Here is a 26,322-nt window from a genome sequence, read left to right on the forward strand (position 1 = left end):
TAAGAATGAACAATTTTAATCAAATAATACAGCAATACAAAATCGATACAGAAAGCGTTTATAATACTTGGTTTGTTGATAATGACCAAAGATTGAAAGCATTCCGAACCATCCGTCGTGGAATCATTCAGGTAGTTGAAGACATTAAAAATAAATCATTCCCAAACGATTTTAAAAATAGTAGCTTAGAGTTTGTACTAAATTGCATTGCCGAGCAAAAGCAGGTATTTGTTGGCGTTTCACATCCTTTTTATTGGAAACCAAAACTTAGGATTCCTGATATCTATGAAAATCAAACCAATAAAGTTGCTTTTGGTCAATTCTTGGAAAATTGCATTAACGCAAAAAACGAAGAACAGGTACTTAAAGAAATTGTTAAACTAGACGATTTACATATTAAGGGATTGGGTCCGGCAGTTGCCAGTATTTTGTACTTCTTGCATCCAACATGGTTTCCTCCTTTTAACACGGCAATTGTAAACGGTTTTAATTTTTTGTTCAAGGATAAAAAGAAATTGGGAAGCTGGAGTGAATACTTAAAAATTAGAGAGACATTAATGGAAACCAATAACAAATTCAAATCGGAACTATCTAATGATTTAGGTGCAATCGCAGGATTGTGTTTTGAAATTGGAACTCAAAAAATGCTAATAGGAAATGATGATTATTTGAGTGAAGATGAGCGCCATAAATTCGAAAAAAACATAGTTAAACGTCAAAAAGAAATTATTGAAGAAAAGAAGGAAGATAATTTGCATAGTGAAATGCAATACCATTTATTGAAAATTGGTGCATCATTAGGTTTCGATGTTACTCCTGCCAGTAATGATAAAAGTAAAGCATACAATGGGCAAAGTTTTTCTTTTATCTCTATTAATAAATTCCCGGAATTACCATGTGACAAAGACACCCAAAACACCATCAAACTAATAGATGTATTGTGGTTTGAGAAAGGAACAAATAATATTATTGGGGCATTTGAAGTAGAGAAAAGTACTAGTATTTACTCGGGTATTTTACGCCTTTCCGACCTTTATTTTAGCATTTCAGATGGTGATGAAGTATTTTATATAATAATTCCTGATAGTCGTGAAAAAGATGTTATTCAACAACTAAACAGACCTGTTATAAAAAATTCGAAAATGAATATCAAATACATTCTTTTTTCAGAGTTAAGAACCAATTGCGATGCAATTTGCAAATTTGGGACAGACCATTCCATTATGGATAAAATAGCAAAAACAATTTAAGACCTAATAGATGAAACTACACATTAAAAATATGGTATGCAGCCGCTGTAAAATGGCGGTAAAATCTGTATTTGAAAGTATGGAGATTAATCCTATCTCTGTGGAGTTGGGTGAAGTTGAATTAAAAAATGATATACAAGAAAGTCAAAAAAACGAGTTACTAAAAAACCTTCGTGCTTTTGGCTTTGATTTAATAGATGATAGGAAAAGTAAAACGATTGATAAAATTAAAACACTCATTATTGATTTGGTCCAAAATAAAAACAATGATTTAAAAACAACCCTTTCCGAGTTTCTATTCCAAGAACTGCACCAGGACTACAATACTTTGAGCAATCTCTTCTCTGAAGTAGAAAACACAACAATTGAAAAATACTTTATCAATCAAAAAATTGAGAAAGTAAAAGAGTTGATTATGTATGATGAATTATCGCTTAGTCAAATAGCCTACTCATTAAATTATAGCAGTGTTTCGCATTTAAGTAACCAATTCAAAAAAGTAACTGGCTTTTCACCAACCTACTTCAAGAATTTAAAAACCATAAAAAGAAAACAAATAGAAGATATATAAATCTTGCAAATCAAACCCAAAATTGTGCAAATCCATAAAGCAGTTATGATAGAAATTTGTATTAAAATAATATAAAAATGATACATACTTACAACATTACCGGAATGACTTGCGATGGTTGTCGCACTAAAGTTGAAAAAACATTAAATACTATTGAGGGTATTGAGGCAAAAGTTTCATTAAATCCACCAATAGCAACAATAACTATGGATAAGCACATTCCAACTGAAAAGCTTAAAGAAGCTTTGACAGCAGTGGGAAAATACACCATAGAAATGAGTAAAGGAAACGTTATTGAGCATTCTGTAACAAACAAAGCAACTGAAAAATCATGTTGCTCCACCCAAACTCATGATCATAAAAAAGAAACAACTATACCAAACAATGCACAAGGAAAATATTACTGTCCAATGCATTGTGAAGGCGAAAAAGTATACGACAAGATAGGCGACTGTCCTGTATGTGGAATGGATTTAGTCAAAGCACCTGAGTTAGCAAGTAGCAAAACTTTGTACACTTGTCCAATGCATCCCGAGGTAATTAGTGAAACTCCGGGTTCATGTCCTATTTGCGGTATGGATTTAGTACCCATGGAACCAAGCGAAAGCGAAGATCAAAGGACTTACAAAGATTTGGTCAAAAAAATGAAAATTGCAGTGGTATTTACTGTTCCCATTTTCGCTATTGCAATGATAGAAATGGCTCACAATAATCCTTTATTGCAACTAATGGATGCCTCAAAGTGGAATTGGGTTCAATTGCTCCTTTCCTTGCCTGTTGTTTTTTATGCTTGTTGGATATTCTTTGTTCGGGCATGGAAATCAATCATTACTTGGAATTTAAACATGTTTACCCTAATTGGTATAGGTACAGGAGTGGCATTTTTATTTAGTTTAGTCGGAATGTTTTTTCCTGATGTTTTTCCAAGCGAATTCAAAACCGAGCACGGAACAGTACTATTGTACTTTGAAGCGACAACCGTAATTCTAACTTTAGTTCTACTGGGACAATTACTCGAAGCCAGAGCACACAGTCAAACCAGTGGAGCCATAAAAGAATTATTAAAATTGGCACCAACCGAAGCCACTTTGGTAACTGACGGCGGCGATAAAATAATTTCAATCCATGACATCAAAAAAGGCGATTTATTGAGAGTAAAACCCGGAGACAAAATTCCTGTTGACGGAAAAATAACCGAAGGCGAAAGCAGTATTGATGAAGCTATGATTACAGGCGAACCCATACCAGTTGACAAAAAGAAAGACGATAATGTAATTTCCGGAACAATAAACGGCAATAAATCCTTTGTGATGATAGCCGAAAAAGTTGGTTCCGAAACTTTGCTTTCTCAAATCGTGCAGATGGTAAATGATGCCAGCCGTTCAAGGGCACCAATTCAAAAATTAGCAGATAGTATATCTAGATATTTTGTGCCAATTGTTGTTATTGTATCGGCAATAACTTTTTTGGTTTGGGCAAAATTTGGTCCGGAACCGGCATTAGTATATGGTTTTATAAATGCTATTGCGGTATTGATTATTGCTTGTCCTTGTGCTTTAGGATTAGCTACGCCAATGTCAGTAATGGTGGGTGTGGGTAAAGGTGCCCAATCCGGAGTATTGATTAAAAATGCGGAAGCCTTAGAAAACATGAATAAAGTGAATGCTTTAATTACCGATAAAACAGGCACAATCACTGAAGGAAAACCATCTGTCGAGAAAATTTATGCAGCTAATAACAACAATGATGATTTATTACAAAGTATAGCATCATTAAATCAATACAGCGAACATCCATTAGCGCAAGCAGTTGTTAATTATGCTAAAACTAAATCTATTTCTTTAATTGACGTAAAAGATTTTGAAGCTGTTGCCGGTAAAGGCGTAACAGGAACAGTCACCAATAAAAAAGTGGCATTAGGAAATAAAAAACTAATGGAACTAGTCAGAGTAACTGTTCCTGTCGATTTAGAAAACAAAATTATTGCAGAGCAGAAACTCGGTAAAACGGTTTCATACATTTCAGTTGATGGGATTGCCGTGGGTTTTGTATCTATTTTTGACGCTATTAAAGACTCAAGCGCAACAGCAATCAAAGAATTAATCAACCAAGGTGTCGAAGTAATTATGCTTACTGGAGACAATGAAAATACAGCCAAAGCGGTCGCTGATGAATTGGGGTTAGCCTCATTCAAAGCAGGATGCTTGCCCGAAGATAAGCTCAAAGAAATTAAACGATTACAATCAGAAGGCAAAATTGTTGCCATGGCAGGTGATGGTATAAATGATGCACCGGCATTAGCTCAAGCTAATGTTGGAATTGCAATGGGAACCGGGACTGATGTAGCAATAGAAAGTGCCAAAATCACTCTGGTTAAAGGCGATTTACAAGGCATAGTTAAAGCCAAAAATTTAAGCCATGCTGTAATGAGAAACATTAAGCAAAATTTATTCTTTGCGTTTTTCTATAATGTATTGGGAGTGCCAATTGCAGCAGGAATTTTATATCCTTTTTTTGGTGTTTTATTATCTCCAATGATTGCAGCTTTAGCCATGTCTTTTAGCTCAGTATCTGTAATTGTGAATGCGTTACGATTACGAAATTTAAAACTTTAAAAAATGCAAGCGGAAATAAAAAAAATAATCTTTACAAGCTTTATACTGGTTCAATCTTTATTAATAAATGCTCAAGATAAAGTTCAAATCAGAACAACCTCAGCAAGCCCGGCGGCTTCATTTGAGCAAGAAGTAGGCAGTGCAAAAATAAAAATGGCATATAGCAGACCATTGGTAAGAGGCAGAAAAATATTTGGTGAGTTAGTACCATTCGATAAACTTTGGCGAACTGGTGCGAGTGATTGTACAGTAATAACAACTTTCGAAGATATTTCTTTTGGTAACAGTGTATTAAAAGTCGGTAGTTATTCAATATTCTCAATCCCTTCAATTAATGAGTGGACAATAATCGTTAACGCTGATACCACCTTACATGGTGAAACTGGCTATGATGAGAAAAAAGATGTCATACGTTTCAAAGTCCCTACAGAAAAAAGCCCCAATTTCTATGAAACATTTACAATTGAATTAAATGACATCAATAGCAAAGGCGAAGCATTTTTAAAAATACTTTGGGAAAATACCATGGTCAAAATACCTTTAAAGAGTAAGGAAGATGATACCATATTAGCATTGATAGACCAACATATTACTAAAGGAAAAACACAAGATGCTAATTTGTTATTTCAGGCTGCTAATTATTATTACAGTACAAATAGAGATTTTAAACAAGCAATTGAGTGGCTTATTGAAGCCGAAAAAATAAATCCTCAAAATTTCTATTATCCAAATTTGAGACAAAAATTAGCCTCTGAAAATAAAGATTACATGAATGCTATTGAAGCCGCAAAACGAGCTATTTCATTAGCTGACAAGGAAAAAATGAAAAAAACTATCGAAATATTGAACAATAAAATTGCAGATTGGGAAATATTGCTAAAAAGATAATTTCATAAGAACAAATTTTAAAAAATGAAAATACTAAAATGGATTTACAAAACATTCTTTCAAAAAAATTGTTGCAAATAGTAGTAGTACTTCTGGTGACACAATCTTTATTTTCCCAAAAAATAATCCGTTACGATTTATACGTTCGTGATACTATTGTCAACTATTCCGGAAAAGAAAAAAGAGCTATTGCGGTAAATGGTCAAATACCTATGCCAACACTAACTTTTACAGAAGGCGATATTGCCGAAATTTATGTTCATAACGAGTTAAAAGAAGAAACTTCATTACACTGGCACGGTTTGTTTTTGCCCAACAAAGAAGATGGCGTTCCTAATCTTACTCAAATGCCAATAAAACCAGGTACAACTCACAAATATACTTTTCCAATAATTCAAAACGGAACACATTGGTACCACAGTCATTCGGGTTTGCAAGAACAAATCGGAATGTACGGCATGTTTATTATGAACAAAAAACAAGAGGATAAAACCATAAGAAAAGGAATTGATGATTTGCCAACCATTCCTTTAATACTAAGTGAATGGACAGATATGAAACCCGAAAATATTCATAGAATGTTGCACAATGCTTCAGACTGGTTTGCAATAAAAAAAGGGACTACTCAAAGTTATTCCGAAGCCATTAAGCAAGGACATTTCAAAACAAAAATTGCAAACGAATGGAAGCGAATGAACGCCATGGATGTTAGCGATGTGTACTATGACAAATTTTTAATCAATGGAAAACCCGATAGTCAAATAGAAACTGTCAACGGCAAAAAATTAAAAGCAGGTGATAAAGTTCGTTTGCGCGTAGCCAATGGCGGTGCTTCAAGTTATTTTTGGTTAACCTATGCCGGCGGAAAAATTACTGTGGTAGCCAGTGACGGAAACGATGTAGAACCGGTTGAAGTAGATAGATTATTAATCGCAGTTTCTGAAACCTACGATATCATTGTCACCATTCCGGCCGAAAATACTTCTTACGAATTCTTAGCCACACCCGAAGACAGAACAAAATCAACATCACTTTACATTGGTGATGGTATCAAACAACTCATTTCTCCTTTACCTAAATTAAAATATTTTGAAGGAATGAAAATGATGAATGGTATGATGAAAATGAACGGTGACTTAGACGATATGGGAATGCAAATGTCATTAAACCAAATGGACATGAACGTTGTAATGTACCCAGAAATAACGGGAAGCAGCAAACAAATGAAAAAGGATGGAATGGAAAGTATGCCGATGAATTCAGATCATGCTAACCATTCTCAAAATCAATACAATTCCAATGCACTTTCAAGTATAAAAACCTTGAATTACGCTATGCTAAAAGCAACAGATAAAACTACTTTACCCAAAGATGCTCCAGTTAAAGAATTGCGATTTGAGTTATCGGGTAATATGAACCGTTATGTATGGAGTTTAGACAATAAAGTAGTTTCTGAAACCGATAAAATACTAATCAAAAAAGGGGAAAATGTTAGAATTACGCTTTACAATGGTTCTATGATGCGCCATCCAATGCATTTGCACGGACACGATTTTAGAATAATCAATGGTCAGGAAGAATACGCTCCATTAAAAAACGTAATGGATTTAATGCCGATGGAAACCAATGTAATTGAGTTTAATGCTAACGTTGAAGGCGATTGGTTTTTCCATTGCCACATTTTGTACCACATGATGGCAGGAATGGGAAGAGTTTTTACATACGAAAACCAAGCACCAAATCCATTAATTCCTAATCCAAAATTAGCACAGCGCAAACTATTTGCAGATGACAGGCAATTTCACTTTATGGCAGAGAATGACTTTGCCACTAACGGTAATGATGGTATGGCAATGATACAAAATACACGTTGGAGTTTAGGTGCAGAATGGCGATTAGGGTATAACGATATGCATGGTTACGAAGCCGAATTTCATCTAGGAAGATACATCGGAAAAATGCAATGGATAATGCCATTTATAGGTTTTGACTGGCGTTACCGTAAAATGGATGGCGAAATAGAAGAAAACATATTCAACCAAAAAAACACCAAAGACAAGAGAGCCGTTTTAAGTGCCGGTATCAATTACACTTTACCAATGTTAGTGGTGGCTCAAGCCGAAGTATTTCAAGATGGTAATGTTAGATTACAGTTAATGCGAGAAGACATTCCTGTATCAAAAAGAATTCGGGCAGGTTTCATGGTCAATTCAGATAAAGAATTCATGTTGGATGCTAGATATATTATCAAAAGAAATTTCAGTTTCAGAACGCATTATGATAGTGATATGGGATTTGGAATTGGTGCCACATTAAATTATTAAATAAATTCAATTTTTATTCAGAATTTCAATTGTTTCTTTGCATCATGAAAATTTTAATAATTGAAGACGAAATTGAAATTGCCACAAGTATCAAAAATTACTTGAGCAGCAACGATTTTGTGTGTGAATCTGCAAGTACACTAAAAATAGCTATCGAGAAGATCGATTTGTATTCCTATGATTGTATTCTACTAGATTTGATGCTGACAGACGGTGATGGATTTAAAATATTAGAAATACTAAAAAGTCAAAATAAAACTGACGGAGTTATTATAATATCTGCTAAAGATACTTTAGAAACTAAAATTGAAGGTCTGACACTTGGTGCAGATGATTATCTAACAAAACCATTTCATCTATCAGAATTATTAGTTAGAATTCAAGCATTAGTTAGACGAAAACAATTCAACGGAAACAACGTAGTTTCTTTCAATGAAATAGAAATTGATACAATAAGCAAGTCGGTTAAAATCAAAGGGAATAAAATTGAATTTACCAAAAAGGAAATGGATTTATTACTATTTTTGATTGGTAATAAAAATAAGGTCTTATCCAAAAGCGCGATTGCAGAGCATTTATCGGGCGATATGGCGGATATGTTAGACAATCATGATTTTGTTTATGCGCATATTAAAAATATGAAAAAGAAACTCAAAGAGATGGGTGCGTCAGATTATCTTAAATCAGTTTATGGAACAGGTTACAAATGGGAGGATGAATAAAAAACTACTTAATAAAACACTTAATTATTATTTCATTTATGCACTAATTATACTAATCACTGTTGGTCCAGTTTTTTATGTAGTTACAAATATTTTGTATGAAGATGATGCCAACGAAGATTTATATGCTATAAAAAAACAGTTTGATAAATTTAATAAAGATGATCTAAAAATAAGCGAAATTCTGCTTTGGAACAGGTTCAACCGTGATGTCACCATCCAAAAATTTAATGGTATACACAATGATAGTTTATTTGACCATAGCTATTATGATGCATTAAATAAAGAAAACGAACCATTCAGAGTACTAAATTCTCCTGTCAAGATTGAGGGTAAATGGTTTACCTTTTCTGCTAAAATAAATATGGTCGAAAAAGAAAACCTAATTGGAAGTACAGCTTTTCTTTTCATTTCCTTACTCTTACTACTTATTATTGGCTTTTTTATTATCACTAAAATAATATCAAAAAAATTATGGCTACCATTTTATGCAGCATTAGAAAAAATGGAACAATTTGAAATTGATAAATCAACATCAGTTAAGTTAATACAAAGCACAACCGAAGAATTCAACCGATTAAATAATGCGATCGATAACTTAATCCGAAAAAACAGTAGTATCTATCAAAGTCAAAGAGAATTTATAGAAAATGCGGCGCACGAACTGCAAACACCAATAGCAATTTTTAAAGGTAAGTTAGAGAATATTCTACAACGAAAAGACCTAAACTCTGAACAATTCAAATTGATTGATGATTTAAACAACACTACTACAAGACTGGTCAAGCTTAATAAAAACCTATTGGTGTTATCAAAAATTGATAGTAACTCATACAATGAAATTGAGAAAATAAAATTAAGTGAGATTATAAATATTCAACTGGCATTTTTTAGCGAACAAGCACTTTCAAAAAAAATAAATATTACAACAGAACTATCAAATGAAGTTGAAGTCAAATCAAATCATTTTCTCGCAGAAATACTGATCAGTAATCTATTTTTAAACACCATAAATCACAATGAGTTAAACGGTCAAATTATAGTTAAATTAACTAATGAAAGTATAATATTCTCGAACACAGGAACCCTTTTACCATTGCATACTGAAAAAATGTTTGAACGCTTTTCTAAATCCAATCCATCATCCCAAGGAAATGGTTTAGGACTATCCATTATTAAAAAAATCGTTGATATAAACCATTGGTCTATTAACTATCATTTCAATAACAGAATGCATACTTTTGAAATAGTATTTTAAAATTCAGAATTTCTCCAAATTCCATTTATATTTTTGGCCTATTAAAATCAAAAAGATAAAATATAATGCGAATTAAAATCCTACTCTTAGTTACATTTCTAGTATTATCAGTCACAAATTTAATAGCTCAAAACAAATCGGTTACGCTATCTGGCAATACCAAAGACAAATCTACAAAGTTGGCTTTATCATTTGTAAATGTTGTATTAAAAACTTCAAAAGAGGCTACTTTAATTGCTGGAACAATAACCAATGAAGAAGGTCGATTTTCATTGGCCAATATAAAATCTGGAAACTATGTTTTAGAATTCACCTTCCTAGGCTACAAAACCAAGACACTAACAGTGTATGTTGGTTCCCTTTCCGAATTTTTAGATCAAGGTACTATCGAATTAGAAGAAGATGCCACAACTTTACAAGAAGTAGTAATAGTTTCTAAAACAAAAACCGTCAGCGAGAAAATGGATAAGAAAACGTTTTCCATGGCTGACAATATCAGTCAAAGTGGTGGCTCTGTTTTACAATCAATGCAAAATTTACCTGGTGTTAGTGTCCAAGATGGTAAAGTACAAATAAGAGGCAATGATAAAGTGACCATATTGATAGACGGAAAACAAACAGCTTTAACAGGTTTCGGAAATCAATCTGGTTTAGATAACATTCCTGCTTCAGCAGTAGATAAAATCGAAATCATTAATAATCCATCAGCAAAATACGATGTCAATGGGAATGCAGGAATTATCAATATAATCTATAAGAAAAATAAAAAAGAAGGCTTCAATGGTAAAGTGGGTTTTACTACTGGTTTAGGTGCTTTGTGGGAACGAAAAGAAAATCTGCCTACAATAAGAGCACAATATTCACTGACACCAAAAGTAAATCCTACCGTATCGCTCAATTACCGTAAAAACAAAATTAATGCGTTCTTTCAAGGCGATTATTTGTATACAGAAACGCTAAATAAAAATGAATTTGTAACACGAACGTACAATGATGGATCTATAATTAATCAGCAATTAAAAAGAAACCGAAACACCCATTTCACTACTATCAAATCAGGCATTGATTGGACTATTAACGATTATAATATGCTAACCATTTCAGGTTTATTTGGTTCAGAAAAAATTATTGATAACGGCGACCAACCTTTTTTTAATGCAGATTATTCAGAGCGACTGCGACTTTGGCAGTTTTTAGAGGACGAATTAAAAACTACGTTTATGGGAACAGCTTCCTATCAACATAAATTCAAGCAAGCCGGACATTTATTAAATGTAGGCTTCAATTATACGTTTCACAGAGAAGATGAAAAATATTTTTTCGATAATGTTTTGCCAAACTCTTTGAGTAAAGATTCTTTCAAATTATTATCAGACGAGAGTGTAATTGATTTCAATATTGATTATATTAAGCCATTAAAATACGGTCGTATTGAAACAGGGTTCAAATTTAGGAACCGAATAATTCCAACCAACATGCAATTCTTTCCGGGAACAAATTCGCCTTTAGACGCAAGCGCAGGCGGTAAAGCAACCTATGAAGAAATCATTCCTGCGGTTTATGGAAACTACATATACGAAAACAATAAAATCGAAGCTGAAATAGGATTGCGTTTGGAATATTTGGATTTAGAATACGAGGTAAATCCTAATCATCCAACATACCGAACAGATGGATACTCCTATTTTGAACCATTTCCTAATTTCCGTTTTGCCTATAAAATCAATGATGACAACAAAATATCATTGTTTTACAATCGCAGAATTGACAGACCAAATGAAGTAGATATTCGAATATTTCCAAAGTATGACGATGCCGAAATTATCAAAGTAGGTAATCCTGGTTTACGTCCACAATTCACTAATTTAGTAGAATTAGGTTTCAAAAGAAATTTGAAAAAAGGCTATTTATATTCGGCTATATACCATCGTTTTGCCAATGAAACTATAACAAGAATAGCTTCAACCGTTCCTAATAGCAATCTAATTTATGCCATCTTTCAAAACGTAAATAAAAGCGCTAATACAGGTGTTGAAATGGTTATTTCGCAAGACATTGCAAAATGGTATTCTTCCAATCTTAATGGTAATGCCTATTACAATCAAATCGGTGCGTTTACAGTTCAAAATTTATATCCAGAGCCCAATACCTTTTCAGCAGCAAAACAAGATGTTTTCTCTGGAAATATAAAGTGGAACAACACATTACACTTAACTAAAAAAGTTGATGCACAAGTAACGGCAATTTATTTAGCACCAGATATTATTCCGCAAGGCAAAATAAAATCGCGTTTCTCAATTGATTTAGGACTGAAAAAATCAGTTCAAAATGGCAAAGGTGAATTTTTTATTAATGCAACCGACCTATTAAATACGTTAGTAATCAAAAAAGAAATTCAAGGTCAGGATTTTAGTTACACCAGTAATGATTATTACGAAACACAAGTAATTAGATTGGGTTATAATTATAAATTTTAAAAAATATATAAATTTATTTTTGCTTTAATTCAAAATTCAACATTTCTACAAAATTGGTTTACAACTTTGGCTATTATTAATTCAAAAAAATATAATAGCAATGAGAAAATCAGTAATTATTGTAGTGGCATTAGTGTTATCTACAATCGCTTTTGCACAAAAAGTAAAAGCAACAAAAGTACCAGAGATTGTAACTAAATCTCTAATGTCAAAATATCCCAATGCAAAAAATGTAAAATGGGATAAAGAGGAAAACAATTATGAAGCAAGTTTTGAGAGTAATAAAATAGAAAACTCTGTTTTATTCAATGCCAATGGCAAAATTATCGAAACAGAAGTTGAAATTACCGCTGCGCAATTACCAAAACCAATTCTTAATTACATAGGTAAAAACTATAAAGATCAAAAAGTAAAAGAAGCGGCAAAGATAATTTCAGATAAAGGTATTGTTACCTATGAGGCTGAAATTAAAGGAAAAGATTTGCTTTTTGATGAAAACGGAAAGTTACTTTCAGTTAGTTAATTTTTTCATGTTTTGGGCATTCACATCATTTGGTGTGAGTGCTCTTTTTGTTTTTATAATAACCTAATAAAATACCTATGTTCAACAGAATAAAAATTGCTAATCGTTACAGTTTGCTACTTGCATTTATATCATGGTTTATAACATTCTCTTTCTTCCTAAGAATAATATTTACAATATGGCAATACGATGAAGTTTCCTTCAATCTATTCACCATTATAGGGACTTTTATAACAGGATTTTTTTATGATATCGGAACCATAAGTTTCATAATTATTCCTTCAGCCATCTACTATTTTGTATTTCCGAATAAATGGATTGGTTCATGGATTGATAAAATTCTCGTTTGGTTTTTCACTTCACTAACCATTTTCATATTAGTTTTTACATTCTTTGCAGAGATTACATTTTGGGATGAATTTAAAACACGATTTAATTTTATTGCTGTTGATTATCTAATTTATACCCATGAAGTTGTTGCTAACATCCAACAATCATATCCGTTACCTTTTCTTGTATCGGGGGTTCTTTTAATTACAGGAATTATACTTTTTACTTTTTACAAATTAAATATTTTCAAGGAAACATTTACAACAACAGCCAGTCTAAAAGACCGAACCATTGTTTTAGCTACAACAGCAATAACCGCAATGCTTTTCACCATTTTCATTACTAATAATCAAGCTGAATGGTCATCGAACAGATACAATGCTGAAATTTCAAAATCGGGAATTTATTCCTTTTTTGCAGCCTTCAGAAACAATCAAATGGAATACAATGAGTTTTACACTTCTATTAATAACAAAGTAGCATTTGATATCATTAAAAGTAAACTAAATGATAAAGACAGTAAATTCCAATCACAAGGATTATCCATTCACAGAACAATAACAGACACAACGAAACAAGAACCAAGTAAGAAAAATGTAGTTTTTATTTTGGTTGAAAGTTTAAGTGCTAGTTTTATGAAAGAGTTTGGTAATAAAGAAAACATAACACCATTTTTAGACAGTTTAGCTCAAAAAAGCATCTTTTTTGATAACTTATATGCAACAGGTACAAGAACAGTTCGTGGCATGGAAGCAATGACACTTTGCATTCCACCAACGCCTGGGCAAAGTATTGTGAAACGTCCCGAAAATCAAAATCTATACACTGTATCAAATGTTTTCAAAAGCAAAGGATATAACTCCAATTTCTTTTATGGTGGCGATGGCTATTTTGATAATATGAACGCCTATTTCGGTGGAAACGGTTTTACCATTTATGATCGTGGTCGCGGTAGTGTATTAAGTGATAAAATCAAAACGGTACGAAATAATATTAACGATGATGAAGTAACCTTTGAAAATGCTTGGGGAATATGTGATGAAGACATTTATTCTAAAATGCTCAACGTAGCTGATGAGCATTATAAAGTAGGTAAACCATTTTTCAATTTTGTAATGACGACTTCAAATCATAGACCATATACTTATCCAGATAACGCCATCGATATACCTTCGGGTACAGGTCGAGAAGGCGCAGTAAAATATACTGATTATGCTTTAAAAAAAATGTTTGAAAAGGCTAAAGATAAGCCATGGTTTAAAAACACTGTTTTTATAGTTATTGCTGACCATTGTGCCAGTAGTGCCGGAAAAGATGAAATAGATGTTGCCAATTACCACATTCCTGCATTCATAGTAAATTTTCCTGAAGAACTCAATCATAAAGTAACAAAGCAGTGTTCTCAGATAGATGTATTTCCTACATTTTTTTCATTAATGAATTGGAGTTATGAGAGTAATTTTTTTGGAAAAAACGTTTTCAATACAAATTTTGAGGAAAGGGCTTTAGTAGGTACATACAGAAAGTTAGTATTGATGAAAAAAGAAAAAGTAATGATTTTGTCTGATCAAAAAAGACAAGCATTTTATTCTTGGAATAAATCAGATAACAGCCTCAAGCCATTGCCTATGGATAAATCATTCCTTAATGAAACGATTTCATGGTATCAAACTGCTGATTATTTATTTACAAACAAACTGCTCAAATAATGAAATACATACATTTTATAATTAATCCAATATCAGGCGATGGAAAACACAATCTAAGCAGAACAGTTTTGGAAAAATATTTTTCTGAAAAAGAATACAAAATTGCTGTAGACTACTCAAATCATAAACACCATGCTATTATGTTGACCAATAATGCTGTGACTAAAAGCCCAGATTATATTGTTGCATGTGGTGGCGATGGTACAATAAATGAAGTAGCGTCCTGTCTTATCAACACTCAAATTAAACTTGGTATAATTCCTATTGGTTCGGGTAATGGTTTAGCCTCAAATCTTAAAATCCCAAAACTATTAGAAGAAGCAACACAAGTTATTAAAAATGGGAAAACACAATCCATCGACATCGGAAAAGTAAATCAACAATACTTTTTTAGCAATATGGGTATTGGGATCGATGCGTTAATAATTAAAAAATACGATAGCTACAAAAAAAGAACATTAACCGCATACATAAAGGCTTCATTACAAGCTAGTTTAAAATACAAGCCCATAAAAGCGATTCTATCATTCAATAGTCAGATTATAAACAGTAATGCTTTTATGCTTTTCATTTCCAATTCAAACGAAATGGGTTATGGCATGAGCTTAACACCAAATGCAAGTTTAATTGACGGTAAATTAAATTTAGTGCTAATTCCAAAAATAAGTCTAATTAATCAAATCAAGTTAGGACTTCATATAATTTCAAAAAAATCAGAAGCTTATAAAATGGCGCAACACAGTTTAATTGAAAACATAGCTATCGAATTACCAGAGAAAATATTTGTTGACATTCAGGTAGATGGCGAATACCATAACTTAAAAACAAATAAAGTCAATGTTTCAGTTATCAAAAACGGACTTGAAATAGTGTCATGATAAGCGTAAAAAGTTTAATAACAATCAAATAAGTTAAGTGAAAATGAAAATAGTAGAAACAAAAAATATAAACAAAATTGCTGAAATAACAATATTGTTTTGGGTTATGAAAATTGTAGCAACCACGCTCGGAGAAACACTCGGAGACTTTATTTCAATGACTTTAAATTTGGGGTATTTAACCGGAATAGCAATAACCGTTGTCTTTTTTACTGTGGTGCTATATAACCAACTTAAAACTAAAGAATATAACCCACTACCTTTTTGGTTGGTTATAATAGCTACTACAACATTAGGTACCGAAATTTCAGATTTCATTGACCGTAGCTTACACCTAGGCTATACAATAGGTAGTTTAGTATTGTTATCAGGTTTACTCTTTACACTCTATCGGTGGTATTCAAAATATAAAAATTTGAATGTTAATCCGATAATAGAAAATAAGAAAGAAATATATTTTTGGATAGCAGTTTTGTTTTCAAACAGTCTCGGTACTGCATTTGGAGATTATTTAGGAGATGTTCTTGGACTGAGCTACATTCAAGGTGCTTTGATAACTGCTTCAATTATCATAGCAGTAGTTTTAATTCACTATTACACTAAGATTAACGAAGTGTTTTTATTTTGGTTAGCTTTTGTTTTTACGAGACCATTTGGTGCTACTTTCGGAGATTTTTTAACCAAACCACTTGCAAAGGGTGGATTAGACTTGGGTACTTTACAAGCATCAGTAGTTTCAATTGTAATAATGTCTTTGTTGATTTATTATTCTCAAAAAAAAAATTCTGCACAAATTTGAATTGATTATTAATCTAAAAAAATCTAGCTTATGCAAAAAAAATACTTTTATTAATTCTAAATTTTAAAGTATGTATTCAAAAGTGTTTTTATTTTTTATGGTTGGTTCAATCGGTTTTGCACAGCAAATAAAAGATTCATTAGCTATCAATGAGCCAAAAGAGAACAACAAAAAGTTTAACTTCAAACAATTAATAATCCCAACTGTTTTAATTGGGTACGGCGTTATCGGTATAGAAAGTGATGGTTTAAAATTTATAAACTCTGGAATAAAGGAAGAAGTAAACGAAAACATAGACCAAAAAATAACAATCGATGATTTTTCACAATATGCTCCAGCAGCATCTGTATATGCTTTAAATGCATTTGGCATTAAAGGAAAGCATAATTTTAAGGATAGGACAATAATCTTAGCTACATCTTATTTATTGATGTCGTCAACAGTACTAAGCTTAAAGTCAATTACCAAAGTAGAGCGTCCAGACGGTTCAGCTTTCAATTCTTTTCCGTCAGGTCACACTGCAACAGCATTTGCTGGCGCAGAATTCCTATGGCAAGAATACAAAGATGTTTCGGTATGGTATGGTATCTCGGGATATATAGTAGCAGCAGGTACAGGAGCATTCCGAATTTATAATGATAAGCATTGGTTAACAGATGTTGTTGCGGGTGCAGGAATTGGAATTTTAAGTACAAAAGTTGCCTACTGGTTACACCCATTCATTCAAAAAACTATTTTCAATTCTAAAGAAACTAATTCTACAACTGCAATGACACCGTTTTATAATGGAAATCAGTTTGGGGTTGGCTTTTTAAGAAGATTTTAATATTCAAGTGATTGAAATAAAATTTAATTTTCTATTTTTACACTCGTGAAATTTTTAAATATCATATTATCATTCTATCTCATAGCACTTTCGTGTTTGCCTTGTGCGGATATGGAAGTAAGTAGTGCGGCGCATAAAAAAATTGAGATTGCTGATAATCATGACGAAAAATCACACAGCCACGATAAAGAAAATGATTTGTGCTCTCCTTTTTGTAGTTGTAATTGTTGCGGTTCACAAATTGTGAGTTATTTTAAAATTATTAATTATAGTTTCGACTTTTTTTCAAAAAGTATTAAAACTCAACTTCCAACTTACACCTCTAAATTCGCTTCCAATTTTTACGGAAGTATTTGGCAACCACCTCAAATAGTATAATGATGCCCGAGTAATTTCGGGTTAGAAAATTGTGACCTTTTCACAAATAATGGCAAATAATTTATTTGCTAATTTCTAATTCATTATAATATTTTCAATGTTAGACAAAATCATACAATTCAGTATAAGGAACAAGTTCGTTATACTACTTTTTACCTTAGTGCTTTTAGCATGGGGTAGCTATTCCATTAAACAATTACCACTTGATGCGTTACCGGATGTAACCAATAATCAGGTTCAAATTATTACAACAGCACCTACACTTGCCAGTCAGGAAGTCGAACAATTAATCACATATCCTTTAGAGCAATCGGTTAAAACAATTCCAAAAGTTATTGAACTCAGAAGTATTTCTCGTTTCGGACTCTCAGTAGTTACCGTAGTTTTTAAAGATGATGTAGATATTTATTGGGCAAGAGAACAAATTTTTCAACGACTGGCTCAAGCCAAAGAAAACATTCCGGCTTATGCAGGTTCTCCAGAGTTGGCTCCTATTTCAACTGGTCTTGGCGAAATCTATCAATACGATGTTTACGCCAAAAAAGGATATGAAGATAAATTCGATGCAGCAAAATTAAGAACCATTCAAGATTGGATTATTATTCCTCAATTACAAGGCATTGAAGGCGTTGCTGAAGTAAGTACTTGGGGCGGAAAATTAAAACAATACGAAATCGCGGTAAACCCAAATACGCTTAATAGTCTTGGAGTTACTATTACTGAAATTTTTGAAGCTCTCGAAAAAAACAACCAAAATACAGGAGGCGCATACATCGAGAAAGATCAATATGCTTATTTCATTCGTGGTGTCGGAATGGCTACAGGATTAAATGATTTGCAGAATGTGGTTATCAAAAACAGAAACGGCGCTCCAGTATTAGTTAGAGATGTTGCCACAGTTCGTGAAGGTATCGCCTTGCGTTATGGCGCATCAACCAAAGATGGTAAAGGCGAAATTGTCTGTGGATTAGCCTTGATGCTCAAAGGCGAAAACTCAAGTGCAGTAGTAGAAAGAGTAAAAGAAAAAATGGAGCAAATAAACAAAACCTTACCCGAAGGAGTTGTTGCAGAAGCTTTTATTGACAGAGGTAAATTAGTAAATAACGCCATTGGTACAGTTACTAAAAACCTAATTGAAGGAGCATTAATCGTAATCTTTGTGCTTATTTTATTTTTAGGAAATCTTAGAGCCGGACTAATAGTAGCTTCAGTTATTCCCTTAGCAATGCTATTTGCTGTAATCCTAATGAATATTTTTGGAGTAAGTGGAAACCTTATGAGTTTAGGTGCAATCGACTTTGGTATTATTGTCGATGGAGCAGTAATTATTGTCGAAGCCACAATGCACCATCTTCAAAAACTAAAAAGGAAAAAAGAATTAACCCAATCCGAAATGGATAGTGAAGTATATAATTCTGCTTCCAAAATAAGAAACAGTGCTGCCTTTGGCGAAATCATCATTCTTATAGTATATCTGCCTATTTTGGCATTGGTTGGTACCGAAGGTAAAATGTTCAGACCAATGGCCATGACAGTAGGATTTGCCGTTATCGGAGCATTTATATTGTCATTAACTTATGTACCAATGATGAGTGCTATGTTTTTATCTAAAAAAACAGAACACAAAGAAAATTTTAGCGATAAAATGATGGCTTGGTTTGAACGAAAATATGCACCGCTTTTAAACAAAGCATTACAAATTAAAAAAACCGTAATCATTGCTTCAATAGCACTATTTGCTATAGCTTTATTTACATTTCAAAACATGGGTGGCGAATTTATTCCAACCATCGAAGAAGGCGATTTGGCAATCAATGCAACCATTATGACAGGAAGTTCCCTCACGCAAATGGTTGAAACTACCACTAAATACGAACAAATCCTAAAAGCAAAATTCCCGGAAATCAAAACCATAGTAACCAAAATCGGTAGTGGTGAAATTCCAACCGATCCAATGCCTATCGAAAGTGGCGATTTGATTATTGTTTTAAAAGACAAATCCGAATGGACCTCTGCCGACAATTGGGAAGATTTAGCCAATTTAATGAAAGAAGAAATGGAAGCCATTCCCGGAGCTAACATCGAAATATCACAACCTATTCAAATGCGTTTTAACGAATTGATGACAGGAAGCAGAAGCGATATTGCCATTAAAATTTTTGGTGATGATTTAGAAGTTTTAGATAATAAAGCCAAAGAACTAATTTCAAAGATCAATACAATTGATGGTATTGGCGATTTAAAAGCAGATAAAGTAACAGGTTTACCACAAATCACGGTAAAATACGATTACAATAAAATTGCGTTGTATGGTTTGAACATTAGCGACATCAACCAAATAATCCGTTCCTCATTTGCAGGCGAAAGCGCAGGTAAAATTTACGAACAAAGCAAACGTTTTGATGTGGTAGTTCGTTTAGATAAACAAGACAGAACCGATATTTCGGATGTAAGTAATTTATTCATTCCGCTTCCAAATGGTCAACAAATTCCTTTATCACAAGTGGCCAACATCAGCTATGAGCAAGGTCCGGTTCAGGTTTCACGTGAAGATGGAAAACGAAGAATTACAGTAGGTCTAAATGTACGCGGTCGTGATATAAAAAGTGTTGTCGAAGAAATCCAAGACAAGCTAAAAACCAATTTTCAACTTCCGGCAGGGTATTATGTAACCTATGGTGGTCAATTTGAAAACTTGATAGAAGCCAACAAACGATTATCCGTTGCGCTACCAATTGCTCTGGGCTTGATTATGGTTTTATTGTATTTTACATTCAATAGTATCAAACAATCATTACTCATCTTTACAGCCATCCCACTTTCGGCTATTGGAGGTGTTTTTGCACTTTGGTTACGAGGAATGCCTTTCAGTATTTCGGCAGGAATTGGTTTCATTGCGTTATTCGGAATAGCGGTTTTAAACGGAATTGTACTCATTTCCTACTTCAACCAACTCAAAACAGAAGGAATAACCGACCCATTGCAACGCGTTCTAATCGGTACTAAAATAAGATTACGACCGGTTCTTATGACCGCTGCGGTTGCCTCTTTAGGATTTTTACCAATGGCATTATCAACCAGTGGCGGAGCCGAAGTACAAAAACCGTTGGCAACCGTAGTAATTGGCGGATTATTTTCGGCAACATTACTAACTTTAATTGTTTTACCAATCCTTTATCTACTTTTTGAGAAGGGAATTAAAAGAAGAAAAAAAATGGCAACTCCAATTGTTACAATACTCGTTTTATTAATCAGTTCATTTTCATTTGCTCAAAATAGCCAAACCATAACGCTCGAAAGAGCCATTGAAAAAGCAAAGGCAAATAACATCGATTTAAAAATTGCCGATAAGGAAATTGAAAAACAAACCGTTCTAAAAAAGACAGCTTTTCAGGTAGATCCTTTACAAGTGCAATACCAGGGCGGACAATTCAACAGTGTTGATTACGACCATAATGTTTCTATTCAACAATATTTTCCTATTGGTAAAATCACAAAAGCCAACAGGCAATTACAGGAAGAGTTGGCAAAATTAGCTGAGAAAAGAAAAGCACTCACCGAGTACGAAATAGAAAAAGCGGTAACACTTGCCTATTATCAATATTTATATGGTGTTTCTATTCAAAATCTAAATAATGAGTTGTATGCCATTTATTCAAAATTTCTAAAAAATGCCGAACTGCGTTTTCAAACAGGCGAAAGTGGTAACATAGAAGTAATAAGTGCCAAAGCAAAAACAAAAGAAATCGAAACTCAAAAAGCACAACTAGAATTCGATTTAATGGTATATCAAAAGCAATTGCAATATTTCATTCAAACTGATGAAAACATTGTTCCAGATGTGAATACTCCTTTGCAATATGCCAATCCAACAGATTTGAATAATATAAAAGTTGAAGGATTAGTAACCGAATTTTACACGCAACAAATTTCGGTGTATCAAAAAGAAGCCAATACGTTTAAAGCAATGAGAACACCAAAATTAGGCTTGGGATATTTCGGTCAAACCATCGATACTAAATCCTATTTTCAAGGATTTACAGCAGGTTTACAAATACCGCTATTTGGAGGAGCCAATACCGCCAAAGCCAAAGCTTCTCAAATAAGTGTTTCTCAATCGCAATTAGAACTCGATAAAAGTAAGTTGGCTTTAAAATTGCAAAAAGAACAATTGCAAAATGAATTTGAAAAACAGAAAAAAGCATTGCTTTATTATCAAAATGAAGGATTGCAGTATGCCGAACAAATCATTACTACGGCCCAAAAAAGTTATGCCAATGGCGATATGAGTTATTGGTCATACATCAGTTTTTTAAACCAGGCCATTGATATTAAAAAACAAAATGCCGAAGCGGTCAACTCGTATAATCAAAGTGCCATTCAACTGCAATTTCCTTCTTTCAATAATAATTAATAATCTACGATATGAAAAATATATTTTTAAAATCAAATTATAAACCAGGTTCATTTTACAACCTCTTTGTTCTATTATCTTTTTTCTTTGTTCTAACTTCCTGCAACGATAAGAAAACCGAAGAAACCCACAAAGAAGAAAAATCAGAAACCGAAGTGGCTTTAACCGAAGCACAATTCAAAACAATTGGTATTGAAACAGGAAGTATCGAAATGAAAAACCTAAATACTGTAATCAAAGCCAATGGATACACAGCCGTTCCACCGCAAAACAGAGCCGATGTATCTACATTAATTGGAGGTGTTGTAAAAGACATTTACGTTTTAGAAGGAACATTTGTGTCCAAAGGAAAAACATTGGCAACCATTCAAAATTTGGAAGTTTCAGAAATGCAGGAAGAGTATCAATCTGCAATAGCCAACATCGAATACTTACAATTAGAATACAACCGCCAAAAAACATTGAGTGACGAAAATGTAAATCCGCGCAAAACCTTTCAGGAGGTAAAATCAAAATTAGCAGCTGAGCGAGCAAAAGCACAAGCGGCAAAAACCAAATTACAGGCGTTGAATGTTAGTTTGAACGGAAATACTTCTTTGGTTCCAATCATAGCTCCAATCAGCGGTTATGTAGGTAAAATTAGCATTACCAAAGGTGCGTTTGCCGAAACAGGAGTTACACTTTTTGAAGTGGTCGACAACAGCCAAATGCACTTAGATTTGAATGTATTCGAAAAAGATTTAGGTAAAATCTCCGTTGGTCAGGAAGTCGATTTTGTGCTGACAAACCAATCCAATAAATCCATTAAAGGAAAAATATTTGGTATCAATAAATCATTTTCTAACGAAAGTAAAACGGTGGCTGTTCATGCCAAAATAAACCCGGGCGATGCTAAAGATTTAATTTCGGGTATGTATGTAGCAGCCAATATTAGTATTTCCAATCAAACAGTTTCAGCTTTACCAAAAGATGCAGTGGTTAGAAATGGAGAAAAGTATTTTATTTACATTCAGGAAGAACACCACGAAGAAGCACCAAAAAAAGAAGAAAAAGAGCATGTGCATAAAGAAGGAGAAGCACACGATGAACACGCCGAAGGTGAAGAAGAAGAACACAATGAAATACATTTTAAAGCAGTTGAAGTCGTTCCCGGAACTACCGATTTGGGTTACACTGAAGTAAAACTAATAGAAGAACTTCCTGCCAATGCAAAAATTGTCATCAAAGGGGCTTTCTATTTATTAGCACAATCAAAAGGTGGTGGCGAACACGAACATTAATAAATTTTTAAACTTTAATATTTACACTATGAGAACTACAATTTTAAAATCAATTTTTTGCTTTGCAGTAATGCTATTTGTTTCTAATTCCGCTATAGCACAAAAAAACAATGCCAAAGCGGTAATTAAAACTACTTTGCATTGCGACCACTGTAAACAGTGCGAAACCTGCGGATTAAAATTCAATACCGAAATGCTTAAAATCAAAGGCGTTAAAATGTATGAACTGGATGATAAGAAAATGACTTTTACCATCTATTACAATCCAAAGAAAACCACTTTAAAGGAAATCAAAGAAGGCATTGCAAAATTAGGTTATGATGCCGATGATGTTAAAGCAACTGCTGATGGAATTGCATCTTTAGATGGGTGCTGTAAAGCCTAATCTTATGGAAAATCAAAAAAGCCATTGGGAAAATGTATTTGCAAACAAAAATCCAAATGAAGTAAGTTGGACACAAAAATATCCAAAAACATCAATCGATTATTTGGAAACACTAAACCTGCCGTTAACGTCAACTATAATTGACGTTGGCGGTGGTGATAGTAATTTAGTAGATGCTTTACTAGAAAAAGGATACTCCAACATCACTGTACTTGACATTTCTGAATTCGCATTAGAAAAAGCAAAAAAACGCTTAGGTAGCAAAGCCGATTTGGTTCATTGGATTGTTTCTGACATAACCGAATTTAATCCGGAAATCAAATTTGATTTTTGGCATGACAGAGCTGTTTTTCACTTTCTTACAACTAAAGAAGGTATAAACAAATATGTTTCACTTATTGGTAATGCCATTAACAATCAGGGACATTTTTTATTAGGGACATTTTCAGAAAACGGACCATTAAAATGCAGTGGATTAGAAATAACGCAATACTCAGAAAGTAAAATGACTGAAACATTCAAAGAAAATTTCGAAGTGGTGAGATGTTTTACCGAAGACCATAAAACGCCTTTCGATACCATTCAAAACTTTCAATTCTGCGGATTTAAAAAGAAATAATTTATGAAACATCAACACAAATATGATGAGAATGGCAAACAGCTTTGTTGCACTTTAGAAGAGAAAATACATAAACATTCTAATGAAAAATCTGGATGTTGTTCAACAGAACAAGCACATGCTGATGACGATGGTCACGAACATAGTCACTCAACCAACGATAGCACTGTAAAACTGTTTTTTCCTGCCATTGCTTCATTGGTTTTATTACTATTGGCCATTGGCTTTGATAATTATTTCCCTCAATCTTGGTTCAAAGGATATATAAGAATGAGTTGGTATCTTGTGTCCTATTTGCCTGTGGGTTTTCCTGTTTTAAAAGAAGCTTTAGAAAGCATTCGTAAAGGCGAAATTTTTTCAGAATTTTTATTAATGTCCATTGCAACCATCGGAGCATTTGCTATTGGCGAATATCCCGAAGGTGTTGCTGTAATGTTATTTTATGCGGTTGGCGAGGTGTTCCAGACATTAGCCGTAACAAGAGCAAAAGCCAATATCAAAACGCTATTAGACCAACGACCTGATGAAGTAACCATTGTAGAAAATAATATCCCAAGAACAATCAAAGCATCTGAGGCAAAAATCGGAGATATTATTCAACTTAAACCAGGTGAAAAATTAGGTTTAGATGGTGAATTACTCTCTGATACTGCTTCATTCAATACAGCTGCGCTCACAGGCGAGAGTAAACCTGATACAAAATCCAAAGGCGCAACTGTTTTGGCAGGAATGATCAATTTGAATACGGTTGCTCAAGTAAAAATAACTACGGCTTATACTGATAGTAAGTTGAGTAAAATTTTAGAGTTGGTTCAAAATGCTACAGCCCAAAAAGCTCCAACCGAATTATTCATTAGAAAATTTGCAAAAATATATACACCAATAGTTGTGGTACTCGCAATTCTTATTTGTGTTGTTCCCATGCTTTTTATTGCGAATTACGTTTTTAGTGATTGGTTATACAGAGCCTTAGTATTCTTGGTTATTTCGTGTCCTTGTGCATTAGTTATTAGCATTCCTTTGGGTTATTTTGGCGGAATTGGAGCAGCTTCAAAAAACGGTATTCTATTCAAAGGAAGCAACTTCTTAGATGTCATTGCTACTATTCAAAATGTAGTTATGGATAAAACAGGAACCATGACCGAAGGCGTTTTTAAAGTGCAGGAAGTAGTTTTTAATTCTAACTTCAATAAAGAAGAAATTTTGCAAATGGTTAACGCTCTTGAAAGTCAAAGTACACATCCGGTTGCTACAGCCATTCATCAATTTGTTGGTACTATAGACAACTCAATTCAATTACAAGAAGTTGAAGAAATTTCAGGACACGGATTAAAAGCAATCGTAAACGAAAAGCAGTTATTAGTTGGAAATTTTAAGCTAATGGATAAATTCTCAATTAAGTATAATATAGATCCAACAACCATTGTTTACACGCTAATTGCCGTAGCGTATGATAATACATTTGTAGGTTATCTAACCATTGCAGACAGTATCAAAGAAGATACACAAATTACCATTGATAAACTAAAAGCATTAGGTGTGAAAACGACTATGTTAAGTGGTGATAAAAATACTGTTGTTCAATTTGTTGCTCAAAAGTTAGGTATTTCAAATGCTTTTGGTGATTTACTACCCGAAGATAAAGTCAATAAGGTCAAAGAAATATCCGCCAAGAATGAAACAGTTGCTTTTGTAGGCGATGGTGTAAATGATGCTCCAGTGGTTGCCTTGAGTAATGTTGGTATTGCAATGGGTGGTTTAGGCAGCGATGCTACAATAGAAACTGCCGATGTGGTTATTCAAGATGATAAGCCAAGTAAAATCCCAATGGCTATAAACATTGGTAAGCAAACCAAAAAAATCGTTTGGCAAAATATTATTTTGGCATTTGTTGTAAAGGGCATTGTTTTAATTCTCGGTGCAGGTGGTTTAGCAACTATGTGGGAAGCTGTTTTTGCCGATGTCGGTGTTGCTTTACTTGCTATTTTAAATGCTGTGAGGATACAAAAAATGAAGTTCTAAACTTAATTAAATTATATATAAAAAAAAAAAAAAAAAAAAAGTAAGCATTTTTTT

General features: G+C 33.3%; 19 protein-coding genes. All 19 read left to right on the top strand.

Translation table 11 applies throughout. The annotated features are described in order from the left end of the window. The first annotated feature begins 5 nt into the window (after positions 1-5). Positions 6-1,250 (top strand): hypothetical protein, encoded by a 1,245-nt coding sequence (locus tag Q0049_RS05545; RefSeq protein ID WP_298117451.1) that lies wholly within the window; start codon positions 6-8, stop codon positions 1,248-1,250. A gap of 10 nt (positions 1,251-1,260) precedes the next feature. Then, positions 1,261-1,821, top strand: coding sequence for an AraC family transcriptional regulator (locus Q0049_RS05550; protein ID WP_298117454.1), 561 nt, complete (start codon positions 1,261-1,263; stop codon positions 1,819-1,821). Between the two features lie 77 nt (positions 1,822-1,898). Further along, positions 1,899-4,436, top strand: coding sequence for a heavy metal translocating P-type ATPase (locus Q0049_RS05555; protein ID WP_298117456.1), 2,538 nt, complete (start codon positions 1,899-1,901; stop codon positions 4,434-4,436). Between the two features lie 3 nt (positions 4,437-4,439). Continuing rightward, entirely contained in the window at positions 4,440-5,324 is an 885-nt protein-coding gene (locus Q0049_RS05560; protein WP_298117458.1) for a DUF2911 domain-containing protein, read from the top strand. Positions 5,325-5,362: 38 nt separating this feature from the next. Continuing rightward, positions 5,363-7,648 carry a multicopper oxidase domain-containing protein gene (locus tag Q0049_RS05565; protein ID WP_298117460.1) on the top strand — a complete coding sequence of 762 codons (2,286 nt, stop codon included), beginning with the start codon at positions 5,363-5,365 and terminating at the stop codon, positions 7,646-7,648. A gap of 44 nt (positions 7,649-7,692) precedes the next feature. Continuing rightward, on the top strand, positions 7,693-8,370 hold the full coding sequence (locus Q0049_RS05570) for a response regulator transcription factor (RefSeq protein WP_298117461.1): 678 nt from the start codon (positions 7,693-7,695) through the stop codon (positions 8,368-8,370). Beyond that, positions 8,363-9,628, top strand: a complete 1,266-nt coding sequence (locus Q0049_RS05575; protein ID WP_298117463.1) for a HAMP domain-containing sensor histidine kinase — start codon at positions 8,363-8,365, stop codon at positions 9,626-9,628. The genes Q0049_RS05570 and Q0049_RS05575 overlap by 8 nt, the downstream gene beginning before the upstream one ends. A gap of 65 nt (positions 9,629-9,693) precedes the next feature. Next, a complete protein-coding gene (locus Q0049_RS05580) occupies positions 9,694-12,105 on the top strand; it encodes an outer membrane beta-barrel protein (protein WP_298117465.1) in 2,412 nt (803 codons plus the stop codon). Between the two features lie 100 nt (positions 12,106-12,205). Then, positions 12,206-12,628 (top strand): PepSY-like domain-containing protein, encoded by a 423-nt coding sequence (locus tag Q0049_RS05585; RefSeq protein ID WP_298117467.1) that lies wholly within the window; start codon positions 12,206-12,208, stop codon positions 12,626-12,628. A 77-nt stretch (positions 12,629-12,705) separates the two neighbouring features. Further along, positions 12,706-14,667 carry an LTA synthase family protein gene (locus Q0049_RS05590; RefSeq protein ID WP_298117469.1) on the top strand — a complete coding sequence of 654 codons (1,962 nt, stop codon included), beginning with the start codon at positions 12,706-12,708 and terminating at the stop codon, positions 14,665-14,667. Next, positions 14,667-15,545 carry a diacylglycerol kinase family protein gene (locus tag Q0049_RS05595; protein WP_298117471.1) on the top strand — a complete coding sequence of 293 codons (879 nt, stop codon included), beginning with the start codon at positions 14,667-14,669 and terminating at the stop codon, positions 15,543-15,545. Before Q0049_RS05590 ends, Q0049_RS05595 begins: the two co-directional genes overlap by 1 nt. Before the next feature lie 43 nt (positions 15,546-15,588). After that, positions 15,589-16,344 (top strand): hypothetical protein, encoded by a 756-nt coding sequence (locus Q0049_RS05600; RefSeq protein WP_298117472.1) that lies wholly within the window; start codon positions 15,589-15,591, stop codon positions 16,342-16,344. Between the two features lie 70 nt (positions 16,345-16,414). Beyond that, positions 16,415-17,170, top strand: coding sequence for a phosphatase PAP2 family protein (locus Q0049_RS05605; protein WP_298117474.1), 756 nt, complete (start codon positions 16,415-16,417; stop codon positions 17,168-17,170). Positions 17,171-17,215: 45 nt separating this feature from the next. Beyond that, positions 17,216-17,548: a DUF6660 family protein gene (locus Q0049_RS05610; RefSeq protein ID WP_298117476.1), complete on the top strand. Its 333-nt coding sequence runs from the start codon at positions 17,216-17,218 to the stop codon at positions 17,546-17,548. A 97-nt stretch (positions 17,549-17,645) separates the two neighbouring features. Continuing rightward, a complete protein-coding gene (locus tag Q0049_RS05615; RefSeq protein WP_298117478.1) occupies positions 17,646-21,962 on the top strand; it encodes a CusA/CzcA family heavy metal efflux RND transporter in 4,317 nt (1,438 codons plus the stop codon). A gap of 11 nt (positions 21,963-21,973) precedes the next feature. Then, complete coding sequence (locus tag Q0049_RS05620) at positions 21,974-23,242, top strand: efflux RND transporter periplasmic adaptor subunit (RefSeq protein WP_298117480.1); 1,269 nt, start codon at positions 21,974-21,976, stop codon at positions 23,240-23,242. A 28-nt stretch (positions 23,243-23,270) separates the two neighbouring features. Continuing rightward, positions 23,271-23,627 (top strand): hypothetical protein, encoded by a 357-nt coding sequence (locus tag Q0049_RS05625; protein WP_298117482.1) that lies wholly within the window; start codon positions 23,271-23,273, stop codon positions 23,625-23,627. A gap of 4 nt (positions 23,628-23,631) precedes the next feature. Then, complete coding sequence (locus Q0049_RS05630; protein WP_298117484.1) at positions 23,632-24,246, top strand: trans-aconitate 2-methyltransferase; 615 nt, start codon at positions 23,632-23,634, stop codon at positions 24,244-24,246. Positions 24,247-24,249: 3 nt separating this feature from the next. Further along, entirely contained in the window at positions 24,250-26,268 is a 2,019-nt protein-coding gene (locus Q0049_RS05635; RefSeq protein WP_298117486.1) for a heavy metal translocating P-type ATPase, read from the top strand. Positions 26,269-26,322: the final 54 nt, after the last annotated feature.

This window comes from Flavobacterium sp. (assembly GCF_027484205.1).
GTDB lineage: Bacteria > Bacteroidota > Bacteroidia > Flavobacteriales > Flavobacteriaceae > Flavobacterium.